10 protein-coding genes are annotated in these 13,344 nt (G+C 72.2%); 9 read left to right on the top strand and 1 reads right to left on the bottom strand.

Annotation, left to right across the window (positions count from 1 at the left end):
• Positions 1-43: 43 nt before the first annotated feature.
• From OHS82_RS19460 to OHS82_RS19420, 9 genes are all read left to right on the top strand, one after another.
• Positions 44-1,201 carry a nucleotide disphospho-sugar-binding domain-containing protein gene (locus tag OHS82_RS19460; RefSeq protein ID WP_063894242.1) on the top strand — a complete coding sequence of 386 codons (1,158 nt, stop codon included), beginning with the start codon at positions 44-46 and terminating at the stop codon, positions 1,199-1,201.
• Between the two features lie 44 nt (positions 1,202-1,245).
• Positions 1,246-3,723: an excinuclease ABC subunit UvrA gene (uvrA, locus tag OHS82_RS19455; RefSeq protein WP_063894250.1), complete on the top strand. Its 2,478-nt coding sequence runs from the start codon at positions 1,246-1,248 to the stop codon at positions 3,721-3,723.
• Positions 3,723-4,868 carry a Gfo/Idh/MocA family protein gene (locus OHS82_RS19450; RefSeq protein ID WP_328434212.1) on the top strand — a complete coding sequence of 382 codons (1,146 nt, stop codon included), beginning with the start codon at positions 3,723-3,725 and terminating at the stop codon, positions 4,866-4,868. The genes uvrA and OHS82_RS19450 overlap by 1 nt, the downstream gene beginning before the upstream one ends.
• Positions 4,865-5,284: a cupin domain-containing protein gene (locus OHS82_RS19445; RefSeq protein WP_057577780.1), complete on the top strand. Its 420-nt coding sequence runs from the start codon at positions 4,865-4,867 to the stop codon at positions 5,282-5,284. The genes OHS82_RS19450 and OHS82_RS19445 overlap by 4 nt, the downstream gene beginning before the upstream one ends.
• A gap of 45 nt (positions 5,285-5,329) precedes the next feature.
• Entirely contained in the window at positions 5,330-7,057 is a 1,728-nt protein-coding gene (locus tag OHS82_RS19440) for an MFS transporter (RefSeq protein ID WP_328434211.1), read from the top strand.
• Positions 7,058-7,231: 174 nt separating this feature from the next.
• Positions 7,232-7,525 carry a hypothetical protein gene (locus OHS82_RS19435; protein WP_057577778.1) on the top strand — a complete coding sequence of 98 codons (294 nt, stop codon included), beginning with the start codon at positions 7,232-7,234 and terminating at the stop codon, positions 7,523-7,525.
• A 2-nt stretch (positions 7,526-7,527) separates the two neighbouring features.
• Positions 7,528-9,792, top strand: coding sequence for a TOMM precursor leader peptide-binding protein (locus OHS82_RS19430; RefSeq protein WP_328434210.1), 2,265 nt, complete (start codon positions 7,528-7,530; stop codon positions 9,790-9,792).
• Positions 9,793-9,845: 53 nt separating this feature from the next.
• Complete coding sequence (locus OHS82_RS19425; protein ID WP_057577777.1) at positions 9,846-11,324, top strand: SagB family peptide dehydrogenase; 1,479 nt, start codon at positions 9,846-9,848, stop codon at positions 11,322-11,324.
• A 90-nt stretch (positions 11,325-11,414) separates the two neighbouring features.
• Entirely contained in the window at positions 11,415-12,629 is a 1,215-nt protein-coding gene (locus OHS82_RS19420; RefSeq protein WP_328434209.1) for a sensor histidine kinase, read from the top strand.
• 76 nt (positions 12,630-12,705) lie between these two features.
• Here OHS82_RS19420 and OHS82_RS19415 read toward each other — a convergent pair whose 3' ends face one another.
• Entirely contained in the window at positions 12,706-13,311 is a 606-nt protein-coding gene (locus OHS82_RS19415) for a response regulator transcription factor (protein WP_057577775.1), read from the bottom strand.
• Positions 13,312-13,344 lie beyond the last annotated feature (33 nt).

Genomic DNA, 13,344 nt, shown 5'->3' with positions numbered 1-13,344 from the left:
CGGCTCAAGTACGGCTCGAGTGGCGGCCGGTTGCATGACCAGCATGAGGATTCTCGTGAGCACCGGCCCGAGCTACGGGCTCTACTGTCCGGTCGTCCCGCTGGCCTGGGCGCTGCGCGCGGCGGGTCACGACGTGCTGGTCGCCGCACCGGAGAGCCTTGCCCCCGTGGCCAACGGCTCGGGGATGCCCTTCATCCCGACCTACGGGCCGATGCACATGCGGGAGGTCATGGCCCACGACCGGCAGGGCGAACCCATCGCGTTCGCGCGTGAGGAGCCGCAGATGCTGGAGCAGGCGGGCCGCGGCTTCGGCCGGCTCGCCGCCCGTACCCTGCCCGGCCTCCTCGACGTCGCCGAGAAGTGGAAGCCCGACGTCATCGTCGCCGAGCCGCACACCTACGCGGCCGGCGTCGTGGCGCAGCTGAAGGGCATCCCCTGGGTCGAGCACGGCGTCGGCCTCGGCTACTTCCGCGAGATGGACAAGTCGGGGGCCGACGAGCTGACGCCGGAACTGACCGAGCTGGGCCTGGGCGCCCTGCCCGAGCCCGACCTGGCGCTGGAACCCTGCCCGGCCTCGCTGCTGCCCGCCGGGGGCGCCCACGGCGTCCCGATGCGCTACGTCCAGTACGACCCGCCGGCCACCGTGCCGTCGTGGGTGTTCGAGGCGCGCGAGCGCCCCCGCCTGCTGCTCACCCTGGGCACGGTGGCACCGGCGGCCGGCGGCGCCCGGGTGCTCAAGGACCTGGTCAACTCGCTGCCCGCGCTGGGCGTGGAGCTGCTCGTCGCGGTCGCCGACGACATCGTCCCCGAGCTGGGCCCGCTGCCCGACGCGGTGCTGGCCGCCGGCTTCCTGCCGCTCGCCTCGGTGCTGCCCTCCTGTGACCTGGTGGTCCACCACTGCGGCGGCGGCTCCACCATGGCGGCGATCCTCGCGGGACTGCCGCAGCTGCTGGTCCCGCAGCCGATCGTCGCCGAGCAGTACGACAGCGCGCGCCGTGTCACCGCGTACGGCTCCGCCCGCCAGCTGGTGGGACAGCCCATCGACCCGGAAGCCGTCGTGGAGAACTGCCGCGCCCTGCTCGAGGACGAGTCGTACGGCGTCAAGGCCCGGGCACTGCGCGCGGAGGTGGCCGCGATGCCGTCTCCGGCGTCCGTCGTGCCCGTCATCGAAGAACTCGCCGGCGCCAGGCCGGGACGGTAGGGAAGGAAACCCCGTTGAGCGACACCAACAGCCGCGCGCACCTGCTGCCGGAGACGCTCGAGGTGCGCGGCGCCCGCGAGCACAACCTGCGCGGCGTCGACGTGGACCTGCCGCACCGCAACCTCACGGTGTTCACCGGCGTCTCCGGCTCGGGCAAGTCGTCCCTGGCCTTCGCCACGATCTATGCCGAGGGCCAGCGGCGCCAGCTGCAGAGCATGTCGACCTTCGCCCGCCAGTTCATGCACCAGATGGACAAGCCGGACGTCGACCACATCGGCGGCCTGTGCTCGGCCGTCGCGGTCGACCAGCGTTCCTCGGCCTCCCGCAGCCCGCGGTCCACGGTGGGCACGGTCACCGAGGTGTACGACCTGCTGCGGGTCGTGTTCGCGCGGATCGGGCACCCGCACTGCACCGTGTGCGGGACCGAGCTGGCCGGCGACGCCTGCCCGCAGGGGCACGACAGCGCGCTGCCCGAGATGACCAACGGGGCCTTCTCCTTCAACCTGCCCTTCGGCCAGTGCACCGCCTGCCAGGGCGTCGGCACCCGGCTCGAGGTGGACCCCACGACCCTGGTCGCCGATCCGGGCCGCTCCCTGCTGGAGGGCGCGATCACGCCCTGGCGGCCCACGTTCACCGAGCCGGAGCGGATGAAGGCCCGCGCGGTGGCGCAACTGCTGGGCGAGGACGAGGACACGCCCTGGGAGGAGCTGTCGGAGGGGCTGCGGCACACGCTGCTGCACGGCACCGACATCAAGGTCCGGGCCCGCAAGTTCGACAAGCCCGGCGACCCGGTCAAGGACGTGGTGTTCACCGGGGTGGTGCCCTGGCTCTACGAGCGGTACCGCAAGTCCGGCGGTGAGAACTTCGGGCAGCTGGAGAACTACATGCGGCCGGCGCCCTGCCGTGAGTGCGGGGGCGGCCGGCTCAACCCGGCGCAGCTCGCGGTCCGGGTCGCCGGGCGCGGCATCGCGGAGGTGACGGCGCTGCCGGTCTCCGTGTCGCTGCGCTTCTTCCAGGAGCTGGACGTCGCGGAGCGCGAGCGCGCCGCCGTCGGCCAGGCCCTGGAGGAGATCGTGCAGCGGCTCGGCCATCTGACGCGGATGGGGCTGGAGTACCTCAGTCTCGACCGTCCGGCGCGCACCCTGTCCGGCGGCGAGTCACAGCGCATCCGGCTGGCCGGACTGCTCGGCACCGACATGTTCGGGCTGCTCTACGTCCTGGACGAGCCGACCACCGGTCTGCACCCCAGGGACATCGAGAAGCTGGTGGCCACCCTTCAGGACCTGCGCGACCAGGGCAACACGGTGCTCATCGTCGAGCACGACCACCAGATGATCAAAGCCGCGGACTGGGTGGTGGAACTCGGTCCGGCGGCCGGTGAGCACGGTGGCGAGCTGCTGTTCAGCGGCCCGGCCGAACAACTGCTCGGCGACCCGGACTCGCCGACCGGCGGCTACACGAGCGGCACGCGCGGCATCGCGGTGCCCGCGAGCCGACGGCCCGGGGCGCCGGACCGCAGGATCGCCGTGTACGGCGCGAAGGAGAACAACCTCGCCGGGTTCGACGTCGCCTTCCCGCTCGGCACCTTCATTGCGGTGACCGGGGTGTCGGGGGCCGGCAAGTCCACGCTGGTGGACGACATCCTCTACCCGGCCGTGGAGGGCGCGCTGGGCGGCGACGCGCCGGCGCCGGGCGCCCACACCAGGATCGAGGGGCTGCACCACGTCGACCGGGTGATCAGGGTGGACCAGGCGCCGATCGGGCGTTCGGGCCGGTCGACGCCGGCGACGTACACCGGCGTCTTCGACAGTGTCCGCAAGGTGTTCTGCCAGACCGCGGAGGCGAAGAAGCGCCGCTACAAGCCGGGCCGGTTCTCCTTCAACTCGGCGGGCGGACGCTGCGAGACCTGCACCGGCGACGGCTCCATCAAGATCGAGATGCAGCTGCTGCCCGACGTCTTCCTGCACTGCGAGACCTGTGACGGCACCCGCTACAACGCGGAGACGCTGGAGATCCGCTACCGCGGCAAGAACATCGCCGAGGTGCTGGCCATGCCCGTCGAGGAGGCGCTGGAGTTCTTCGCGGGGGAGCCCGCCATCGAGGCCCCGCTGCGGGTGCTCGACGAGGTCGGCCTCGGCTACCTGCGGCTGGGGCAGTCGGCGACCACGCTCTCCGGCGGTGAGGCCCAGCGCGTCAAGCTGGCCAACGAGCTGCAGCGCAGGGCGGGCGCGCACACCCTCTACCTGCTCGACGAGCCGACGACCGGCCTGCACTCCAGTGACATCGAGCGGTTGCTGTCGGTGCTGCACAGCCTGGTGGACAAGGGGCACACCGTGCTGGCCGTGTCGCACAACCTCGACCTGATCAAGACGGCGGACTGGGTGGTGGACATCGGTCCGGAAGGCGGCGACGGAGGCGGCGCGCTGGTCGCCGCGGGGACCCCCGAGCAGGTGGCCGGGCAGTCGGACGGCCACACCGGGCGTTTCCTGCGTGACGTGCTGGGGACGAGCGGGCGGCCGTGATGAAGGGGTCGCCCACGTCGGGCTCGGAGCCGGTCCGGATCGGTGTGCTGGGGTGCGCGGACATCGCCCGCCGCCGGGTGCTGCCCGCCCTCGCGGCGGACCCCGGCAGCCGGGTGGTGGCCGTGGCCAGCCGGGACGGCGGCCGGGCGCGCGAGGTGGCCGACCGGTACGACTGCGCCGCCGTGACGGGCTACGAACGCCTGATCGCCGACCCGCAGGTGGAGGCCGTCTACGTGCCGCTGCCCGTCGCCCTGCACGCCCGGTGGATCGAACGGGCGTTACGGGCGGGCAAGCACGTGCTCGGCGAGAAACCCCTGACCGGCGACGTCGACTCCACCCGCCGGCTGTTCGGACTGGCCGCGTCGCGCGGGCTGGTGCTCGCCGAGAACTTCATGTTCCCGCGGCACCCGCTGCACCGGCGGGTGCGGGAGCTGCTCGCGGCCGGCGCCATCGGTGAACTGCGCAGCTTCACGGGGGAGTTCGCCATCCCCGCGCCGCCACCGGGCGACGTCCGCTACGACGCGGCCCTCGGCGGCGGCGCCCTGCTGGACATCGCCGTCAACCCGCTGCTCGCCGCCTGCTTCTTCCTCGGCCCCGAGCTCACGGTGTGCGGGGCGCGGCTGCGCCGGCACCCCGTGCACGGCGTGGACACCGGTGGAGCGGTCCTGCTGGCCGCGCCGGACGGCGTCACCGCGCAGGTGGTGTTCGGCATGGAGCACGCCTACCGGGCCGCGTACGAGCTGTGGGGGAGCGCGGGGCGGATCCGGGTGGAGCGCGCCTACGCGCCGCCCGCCGACCACTGTCCGGTGATCCGCGTGGAGCGGCCGGAGGGCGTCGAGGAACTCGTCCTGCACCCCGAGGACCAGTTCCTCGAGGCGGTCCGCGCGTTCTCGCACGCCGTCCGGCAGAGCCGGCTCACCGGAGAGACCCAACAGACCCTTCAGACCCAACAGACCCAACAGACCCATCAGACCCGACGGACCCGTGAGGGCCTCGGGGCCGAGCGGGGTCTTCGCGAACGGCACCAGGAGCGGGCCCTCACGGTGGCCCGGCTGGTCGCCGAGGTTCGAGCGGCGGACAAGGCCGCTTCCAGCGCCGCACAGCACCCTGTTCCGAGCTGGGACGACCCGAGAGGGGCCTTATGAACTCCGCTGTCACCGACAAGCTGCGCTGTGAGCGCATCACGAAATTCCGTGACGTGATACCCGGCGACGGTCCGGGCAGGCTCTCCTCTCCCGCCGGGGATCTGGTGAGGTTCGCCAACGGCGACGCCTACCGGTTCGCCGCGTACTGGGACTGCCTGCCGGGCGGACCGTGCCGCGGAAACCACTACCACCTCGACAAGACCGAGGTGATGTTCGTGATCTCCGGCGAAATGAGAGCCGCGTACTACGACCTCGACACCGGCCAGCGCTTCGACACCGTGCTGGTCGCAGGGGACCTGGTCACCGTTCACCCGCGCCTCGTGCACAGCTACATGGCGCTCAGCCCCACCCAGGTGGTGGAGGTGGCCTCGCACGCCTACTCGCCGAGCGACACGCATCCCTACGTGTTGCTCTGACCGACCAACCCGCCGCACACACACCCCCCATAGAAGGAGAAGATCGTGACCGCTCTGGAAGCAACGTCGTCCGGGGAGCGGGAGGGAGAGCTCAATCCCAAGCGCTGGATCGCGTTGACCGTGATCCTCGTGGCCGCGTTCATGGACATGCTCGACAGCACGATCCTGAACGTGGCGATCCCCTCCATCCGAACCGATCTCGACGCCGGCTACGCGGACATCCAGTGGGTCACCGCCGGCTATCAGCTCGCCTTCGCCCTGCTGCTGATCCTCGGCGGCAGGCTCGGTGACATCTACGGCCGCAAGCGGATCTTCCAGATCGGCGTGGCGGGCTTCACCCTCGCCTCGCTGGCCGCGGCCGTGTCGGTCGACCCGGGCATGCTGATCGTGTCCCGGCTGGCCCAGGGCGGCTTCGCCTCGATCATGGTGCCGCAGGTCCTGGCCATCATCCACGTCAGCTTCCCGCCGCAGGAGCGCGCCAAGGCGTTCGGCATGTTCGGCACGGTGGCCGGTCTCGCCGCGCTCACCGGTCTGAGCCTCGGCGGCCTGCTGGTCGAGTGGAACCTGTTCGGCCTGGAATGGCGGCTGGTGTTCCTCATCAACATCCCCGTCGGCCTCTTCGGTCTGATCGTCGGACAGAGGAGCATCGTCGAGTCCAAGGCGCCGGTGGCGCTGCGGCTGGACATCCTCGGCGCGGTCCTCGCCGCCGTCACCCTGTTCCTGCTCGTCTTCCCGCTCATCCAGGGGCGCGAGCTGGGCTGGCCGGCCTGGGGCTTCGTCCTGCTGGCGCTGACGCCGGTGTCGCTGTTCGTGTTCGTCCGCCAGCAGCAGGCCCGAACCCGAAGGGACGGTTCGCCGCTGGTCGCGCTCAACCTGTTCCGGCTGCGCAGCTTCTCCTCGGCGCTCAGCGTGCAGCTCGCGTTCAACATCGGCGTGGGCGTGTTCTTCCTGTCCTGGAGCCTGTACATGCAGGTCGGCCTGGGCTGGAGCCCGATCCGCGCCGGTCTGACCAGCCTGCCGTTCTGCATCGCCACCTTCGTCACGTCGGCGCTGTCGTACGCCTTCCTCGCCGCGAAGATGGGACGCAAGCTCCTGCAACTCGGCGCGGTTCTGGTGCTGTTGGGCCTCGGCTCCTACATCTGGGTGGTGGAGCACTACGGCAGCGAGGCCACCAGCTGGAAGATGGCGCTCCCGCTGGCCTTCTTCGGGCTCGGCTTCGGCATGGTCATGTCCCCGATCCCGGACATGGCCACCAGTGAGGCTCCGCGGCAGGACGCGGGCTCGGCCTCCGGTCTGGTCAACACCAACCAGCAGCTCGGGTTCGCCGTCGGCACGGCCCTGGTCAGCGTCATCTTCTTCGGCGCCCTGGGCGGCAACGCGGCCGACAACTCCCGGGAGGCGGCCCCGCAGCTGCGCAAGGACCTGGCCGCCGTGTCGGTCACCGGGCAGGGCGCGGACCGGGTCGTGGACTACTTCGTGCAGTGCACGAGCGACCAGGCGAAGGAGAAGGACTGGACCGTTCAGGCGCCGAGCTGCGCCAAGGCCCCGTCCGAGCTCACCGGCAACCCGAAGGTCGCCGCGGTGTTCGCCGACACGGGCAAGCACACCAACGCGCTCACCTTCGCCGACACGTTCGCCCACGCGCTGCGCTGGTTCATCGGTGGCATGGTCCTCACCCTGCTGCTGACGTTCCTGCTGCCGCGCAAGAACGCGGCGCACGGCGAGCAGAGCGAGGCCGGCACGGAGCCGAAGGCCGTGGCGGAGAACGCCTGACGGTCGCGGACCGCGACGGGAGACCGGGCCGCGGCCCGTGGGGCAGCACGCCCCGCGGGCCGCGGCCTGCACGTTTGCGGCGGTCCGCACACCCCTGGTGCGCCCCGTGGTGCGCCCGGGGCGAAGCCTGCTGAGGCGGTCATCCGGCGATCATGAATTCTTCACCACCGGCCGGTGAGTGCGGCACTACTGCGGCCCTCCTCCTCTCGGCGAGACTCCTGGTCAGACGCCGAAGCCGCGGAGAACACCGACCCGCAGGACGGCGGCGCACCGCACGGTCACACCGACCACGTCGCCCGACGCGGTTCACAGACGATCGAGGGGGAGACCATGTCCGCACAGCACCTTTCCGAGGACCTGTTCATCGAGGAGTACAACCCGGCCGGCCCGTGGGCCGCGCCGACCGACTCCTTCGTCTGCTGGGCCGAGTCGGCCGTGCCCGCCACCGCGGACCACAGCGGGGTCTGACGGTGATCCGGTCGGCTTCGGGGAAGCCCCGCCTGGGCTTCAAGGAGCATCTGACGGTCCAGATCGTCCCCGGGGAAGCGGTCTACCTGATGTCCGGGCGACGCGTCACCACGTTGCACGGCGCGGAGATCTGCCACCTCGCGGAACTGCTGGACGGCGCCAGGACGCGCGACGCCATCCTCGCGGAGGCGTCAGGGCGACTGCCGGTCGAGCGAACGCTGCGGCTGCTCGACCGTCTGACCGAAGCCGACCTGCTGGCCGAACTGCCCGAGTCGCGGGCCGACGACGCCGCGGAGCGCGCGTACTGGGACGCCGCCGGCCTCAGCGGCGGCGCCGTCCGCCCCGCGGCCACCGTGCACACCGTGGCGGTGGGGGGCGTCGGCCCCGAGACACTGCACACCGCCGCCGTGGCGGCCGGCCTGCGCACCGGGCCGGCCGCCGAGGCGGACCTGGTCCTGGTGGCCTGCGACGACTACCTCGATCCCCGGCTGCGCGAACTCGACCGGGAGTACCGGGAGGGCGGACGCTGCTGGCTGCCGATCCAGCTGCACGGCACCGAGACCTGGATCGGCCCGTTCCTCGGCGTGCCGGACGGCCCGTGCTGGTCCTGCCTGGCCGAACGGCTGTGGCGCAGCCGTCCGGTCGAGGCCCGGCTCCAGCAGGGGCTGGGCCGCTCCGGCCCGCTGCCCCGCCGGCCCTGCGCGGTCCCGGCGAGCCTGCTCGCCGGGCTCCACCTGGCCGTGCTGGAGGCGGTCAAGTGGCTGGCCGGTCTGCGCCACCCCGGCCAGGAGGCGCTGTGGACCCTGAACGGACTGATGCTGACGGGCAGTCACCATCCGGTGAGCCGACGCCCGCAGTGCCCGGACTGCGGCGACCCCACGCTGGTCGCCGCCAGGGTCGAGGCGCCCGTGGTGCTGACGTCCCGGCCCAAGGCGGACAGCGGCGGCGGCGGGCACCGGGCCCTCGGCCCGGAGGAGATGCTCCGGCGCTACGGCCGTCACGTGGACCCGCTCACCGGCCTCGTCCGGGAGATACGCCGTGACCCGCGCGGGCCGGCCTTCCTCAACGTGTTCCACGCCGGACACAACCTGGCCCTGACCCACCACGACCCGCGCGGCTGGCGCACCGGGCTGCGCGCCACCAGCGCGGGCAAGGGCAGCACCCCGCTGCGGGCGAAGGTGAGCGCGCTGGCCGAGGTGCTGGAGCGGCACAGCGGCCACCTCCAGGGCGACGAGCCGATGCTGCACGCGAGCTACGACGCGCTCGGCGAGGAGGCCGTCCACCCCGACTCCGTCCAGCTCTTCGCCGCAGCCCAGTTCACCGGCCGCGCGCGCTGGAACGCCGGACACGGCGCGTTCCAGCAGGTCTGCGAACCCTTCGACGAGGGCCGGGAGATCGAGTGGACCCCGGTGTGGTCGCTCACCGAAGAGCGGCGCAGGCTGCTGCCCACGGCCCTGCTCTACTTCGGCGCCTCCCGCCTCGCGGGCCGCCCGTACTGCCTCGCCACCTCCAACGGCGTGGCCGCGGGCGCCTCTCTCGAGGACGCGGTGCTCCAGGGGTTCCTGGAGCTCGTCGAGCGGGACGCCGTAGCCCTGTGGTGGTACAACCGGCTGCGCCGGCCCGGGCTGGACCTCGGCTCCTTCGAGGACCCCTGGATCGCCGAACTGCGCACGGTCCACGCCGGCCTGAACCGCGAGGTGTGGGCCCTCGACCTCACCGCCGACCTCGGCATTCCCACGGTCGTCGCCCTGTCCCGCCGCACGGACAAGGCCGGGGAGGACATCACGCTCGGCTTCGGCGCGCACTTCGATCCCCGGATCGCGCTGCACCGCGCCCTCACCGAACTGAACCAGATGCTCCCCTACGTCGTGGACGCCGGCGCCGACGGCACCGGATACGGCACCGACGACGCCGAGGCGCTGCGCTGGATGCGCACCGCCCGGGCCGCCGAACTCCCTTATCTGCGGCCGGATCCGGAGCGTCCAGCGACGAACGCGGACACCCACCCGTACCGGGCCCGGGCCGATCTGCGGGAGGATGTCGCCGAGGCGGAGCGGATCGTCCGCGAGGCCGGACTGGACATGCTCGTGCTCGACCAGACCCGTCCCGACGTGGGGCTGCCGGTGGCCCGCGTCATCGTCCCCGGGCTCCGCCCCCACTGGGCCCGGTTCGCACCCGGTCGTCTCTACGACGTGCCGGTGCGAAGCAAAGACCTGACCGAACCGACCCGCTACGAGGACCTCAACCCGGTCCCCCTGTTCCTGTGACCGTCCCCGTGATTCCCCAGCGATCGCGACCGTCCCCCCACCTTGGATCAGCCGTGCACCTTGGCAGTCTCGCCCCCCAACTGGTCAATCTGTGGTCCCTGAGGCCGGACATCGTTGTCGATCCGGACACCGATCCCGAGGACGCCCTCCTGCTGGAGACGCCCTGGGAGGATCTGCGGATCAAGGAGCCCAGCGCCGCCCTGCGCGAGGCCGTGCGCCGGATGCAGCTCGGCCCGTCGGCCATCCCCAACATCCTGGCCTCGGCGTCGGACTCGCCCGGCGGCGCGGAGAAGCTGCTGGACGAACTCCGGCCGCTGCAGCACCTGGTGGTGCGCACGCTGGCCGTCGGTGCGGTGCCGCTGCTGTCCGTGGTGCCGATCTCCGGGCAGGCCCGGTTCACCCGGCTGAAGCCGCTGCTGGGCCGGGTCTGCAGGCTCTCCCGGTTCGCTGTGATCCGCTGTGCGCCGGGCGGCCTGTCGGTCGAGTCCTCGCTCGTCGACCACAAGGTCGAGCTGCACCACCCGGGCGTCATGGGGATGCTGGGCCGCATCGACGGCTCGGCGGACGACCTCGACGCGCCGCACCTTCCCGTGGTGGAGGCGGTCCGGTCGTATCTGGTCGCCGCCGGCGTGCTGGTGGTCGCGGACGAGCCCGCCGGGCACGGTCCGGGCGGCGACGGGCCCGTCTTCGCGGAGGACCGCGACCCCGCGCTCACCGGCTGGTCACCGGACGAGCTGATGGTGCACTCCGGCAGCCGCCGGGAGCGCTTCGGCCGCCCGCGCGGAGCCGCGTTCGCCCAGGTCGGACGGATGCCCCCGCCGCCGGTGGTCAAGCCGCCGGCCGCACCGGACCCGGTCCGCCCCGCGCACCGGATCGCGCTCACCCGGCCCGACCTCGACGGGCCGGCGGCCGCCGACCCGTCCCTCACCGCGGTGCTGGAGCCCGGCTCCCGGCCCGCCGTCGAGGACGGCGAGCTGTCGTTGGACCGGCTCGGCGCGCTGCTGTACCGGTCGGCCCGGGTCCGCTCCCTGCTGCCGCCGGCCGACTTCGATCCGGCCGGCTACCCGACGAGCGAGCGCCCGTACCTCAGCGTCGACGACAGTTACGCGCTGGAGGTCTACGTCCTGGCCGACGAGGGGGCGTCCTGTCTGCCGCCGGGCGCGTACCACTACCGGCCGCTCGACCACTGCCTGGAGCGGATGGGCGGCGATCCCGGCGCCGCGGCCGACCTGGCGGGCGCGGCGCGCAGCGGGGAGCCGGGCCCGGACGGGGAGCCGACGTTGCTCATCGCCATATCCGCCCGGTTCGCGCGCGCCGCCTACAAGTTCAGCGGCACCGCCTACAGCAACGTCCTCAAGGACGTGGGAGCGCTCCAGCAGACACTGACGTTGGTGGCACGTGCCATGGGACTGCAGTCCCGCGTCCTGCCGGTCGGTGACGCGGACGCCTTTCAGCGGGCCGTCGGTCTGGACTGGCGGGTGGAGTCCAGTATCGGAGACATGGTCATCTCGAGTCGTATACCGCTGAGTTGAGGGACTTGAGGGCCTGTCGGAAGACCGGTATGGTGCGCTTTCACCAGCTGGGACTCGGGGCGGGGGAGCGGTCGAGACGGCATGGAACCTATGGAACCCAACGATCTGCAGGCCGATGAGGCCGAGGCGGCGGCAGCGCACCTCGCACCCAGGATCGCGGCGGGCATCACCACGGTCGTCCTGCTGGCCTTCGGCTTCGTGGCGGTCACCTATCTGACGGCCGCCCCGCACTCGGCGGCCCGGCTGGCCGTGGCGCTGGGGCTGCTCGCACTGGTGCTTGCGCTGCAGTTCTTCATCTCCTTCCCGCGGCTGCTGCCGAGGGTGGCGCCCGGACTGGCTTCGCGGCTGGGCCGGCACCGGTGGTTCCTGCTGCTTCTGCAGGCGCTGCTGACCTATGTGCCCTTCCTGCAGTTCGGTCTGGCCTGGCTGCCGTTGCCCGGGCTGCTGGCGGGGTCGGCGCTGCTGGTGCTGCGCGACGCGCGTCAGGGGTGGACGGCGTTCGGCCTGGTCGTGCTGAGCACGGACCTGCTGCAGTTCGGCGTCGGGCTCGGCTGGCGGAACGTTTCTTACACGACCGTCTCCACGATCCTGACCGGGCTCGTGGTGTTCGGCCTGTCCCGGCTGACCGACCTGGTCTCCGAGGTGCACCGGTCCCGCGCCGAGCTGGCGCAGTTCGCGGTCACCCAGGAGCGGTTGCGCTTCGCCCGGGACCTGCACGACCTGCTCGGCTACAGCCTGTCCACGATCACCCTGAAATGCGAGCTCGCCTACCGGCTGACGCCGGTGACCGCCGACCAGACCCGGCAGGAGATCTCCGAGGTCCTCGACATCTCCCGGCAGGCGCTCGCCGACGTCCGCGCGGTCGCCCACGGGTATCGGGAGATGTCCCTGTGCGACGAGGTGCGCGCCGCCCAGGCGATGCTCTCGATGCTCGGTGTGCAGGCGAAGGTGAACGTGGCGTCCGACTCGCTGTCGACCGATGTGGACACCGTGCTGGCCACGGTGTTCCGCGAGGGGCTGACCAACATCCTGCGCCACAGCGAGGTCAGGCACTGCGAGATCGAGACCGGCCGCCGGGCCGGCGCGGTCTGGTTCCGGCTGGCCAACGACGGTGTGGCCCGCGCCGGGTCGGCGCCGTGCGTGGAGCAGGGGGGCGGCAGCGGCATCAAGAACCTGACGTTCCGGGTGGAACGCCTCGGCGGACGACTCACCGCCGGCGCCGACGGCAACGGCTGGTTCGAACTCCGCCTGGAGATGCCGCTGGGCGAGGTCCCGGTGCCTACTCGGACGCCCGTACCGTCCTGACGGCGGGCGCGACGGGGCGGGGTGGCACTCGGTGGGCCGCGCGGGCGGTGTTACGGGGTCTGCCGCGCGGGGCGGGTCACAGCCAGCCTGATTCGCGGGCGATCCTGATGGCGTCCACCCGGTTGCGGGCGCCCAGCTTGGTGACCGCGGTGGTCAGGTAGTTGCGCACGGTGCCGGTGGCGAGGTGGAGCTTCCTCGCTATCTGGGCCGCCTCCTCGCCCTGGGCCGCCAGCCGCAGCACCTCGACCTCGCGTGAGGTGAGCGCACCCGGCTCGGTCTCCAGCGCGGCGAGGGCGAGCGTCGCGTCGAACGCGCGCTCGCCCCTGGCGATGGCCCGGATCGCGGCGGTCAGCCGCTCCGGCTCGGCGTCCTTGGGCAGGAAGCCCTGGGCGTGCGCCGCCACCGCCCGGCGCAGGTGACCCGGCTGCCCCAGACCGGTGAGGATCAGCGTGCGGCACTCCGGGAGCGTGGTGTACAGCGCGGACGCCACGCTGATCCCGTCCGTGCCCGGGAGGTCGATGTCCAGCACGGCGACGTCGGGCCGGCACTCCAGTGCGCGCGCCACGACCTCCGAACCGTTCGACAGCTCCGCGACGACCTCAATGTCCCCTTCGAGGCTCAGCAGGGAGACGAGTGCCCTGCGCAGCATGTGGAGATCCTCAGCCAGCAAGACTCTGATCACGTGGTCATTCAAGCATCGGAATCTGGCCGTGTA

The organism is Streptomyces sp. NBC_00425 (assembly GCF_036030735.1).
Lineage (GTDB): Bacteria > Actinomycetota > Actinomycetes > Streptomycetales > Streptomycetaceae > Streptomyces.
The sequence above is the reverse complement of the archived record's forward strand: the minus strand, read 5'-3'. Positions and strand labels throughout refer to the sequence as shown.